This window comes from uncultured Amnibacterium sp., from assembly GCF_964245895.1.
In the GTDB taxonomy this organism is placed as follows: domain Bacteria; phylum Actinomycetota; class Actinomycetes; order Actinomycetales; family Microbacteriaceae; genus Amnibacterium.
On record NZ_CAXTOQ010000152.1, the window covers coordinates 6557 to 7954 of the forward strand.

At 73.2% G+C, this 1398-nt stretch carries 1 protein-coding gene; it reads right to left on the reverse strand.

Features of this window, described 5'->3' with window-relative positions; translation table 11 throughout:
- Nucleotides 1-32: 32 nt before the first annotated feature.
- Nucleotides 33-1398: ribosome biogenesis GTPase Der (gene der / locus ACFE60_RS15795; RefSeq protein WP_375389817.1), on the reverse strand; the 1366-nt coding region annotated here is incomplete at its 5' end.

A 1398-nucleotide genomic window follows, 5' to 3' on the forward strand; every position in this document is an offset into this window, starting at 1 on the left:
GCGGCTTCGCCGCTCCCTGCTGTGCCCATGGTTCAGGAGCGGCTTCGCCGCTCCCTCACGCGCATGTTGACCGTGATCGGCGTGCCCACGAAGCCGTAGACCTCGCGCAGGCGGCGCGTCACGAAGCGGCGGTAGCCCGGGTCGAGGAAGCCCGTGGTGAACAGCACGAAGGTCGGCGGGCGGCTGCCCGCCTGCGTGCCGAACAGGATCCTCGGCTGCTTGCCGCCGCGGACCGGGTGCGGGTGGGCCTGCGTGAGCTCCGCGATGAAGGCGTTGAACTTGCCCGTCGGGATGCGCGTGTCCCAGCCGTCGAGCGCCGCGTCGAGCGCAGGCACCAGCTTCTCGAGGTGCCGCCCGGTCTTCGCGGAGATGTTCACGCGCGGCGCCCACGCCACGTGCGCGAGGTCCTGCTCGATCTCCCGCTCCAGGTACCGGCGGCGCTCGTCGTCGATCAGGTCCCACTTGTTGAACGCGAGCACGAGCGCCCGACCGGACTCGAGCACCATGTCGACGATGCGGATGTCCGCCTCGCTGATCGGCTCGGTGACGTCGAGCAGCACGACCGCGACCTCGGCGCGCTCGAGCGCGGCCTGGGTGCGCAGGGAGGCGTAGAAGTCGGCGCCCTGCGACAGGTGCGTGCGGCGGCGGATGCCGGCGGTGTCGATGAAGTTCCAGACCGTGCCCGCGATCTCGATCTGCTCGTCGACCGGGTCGCGCGTCGTGCCCGCCGTCGGCGAGACGACGACCCGCTCCTCGCGGGCGGACTTGTTCAGCAGGCTGGACTTGCCGACGTTCGGGCGGCCGACCAGGGCGACCCGGCGCGGTCCGCCGAGCTGCGGCTTGGCGACGCCGGACTCCTTCGGCAGCGTCCGCATCACGTCGTCGAGCAGATCCGCGACGCCGCGGCCGTGGATCGCGGAGACCGCCCACGGCTCGCCGAGGCCGAGCCCCCACAGCTCGCCGATGTACGCCTCCTGGCGCACGTCGTCGACCTTGTTCGCCACGAGGCGCACCGGCTTCTTCGACGCGCGGAGCATCCGGACGACCTGCTCGTCGGTGCTCGTCGCGCCGACGACCGCGTCGACGACGAACAGCACCGCGTCCGCCAGGTCGACGGCGACCTCCGCCTGCGCGGCGACCGCCGCGTCGAGGCCCGCGGCGTCCGCCTCCCAGCCGCCGGTGTCGACGAGCGTGAACGCGCGCCCCTCCCACTCGCCGCGGTAGGTGACGCGGTCCCGGGTGACGCCCGGCACGTCCTCGACCACCGCGGCCCGGCGCCCCAGGATGCGGTTCACCAGCGCGGACTTGCCGACGTTCGGCCGGCCGACGATCGCGAGCACGGGCAGCGCCGCGCCCGGCGCGAGGTCGTCCTCCTCGATCTCGCCGCGCTCCAGCAGC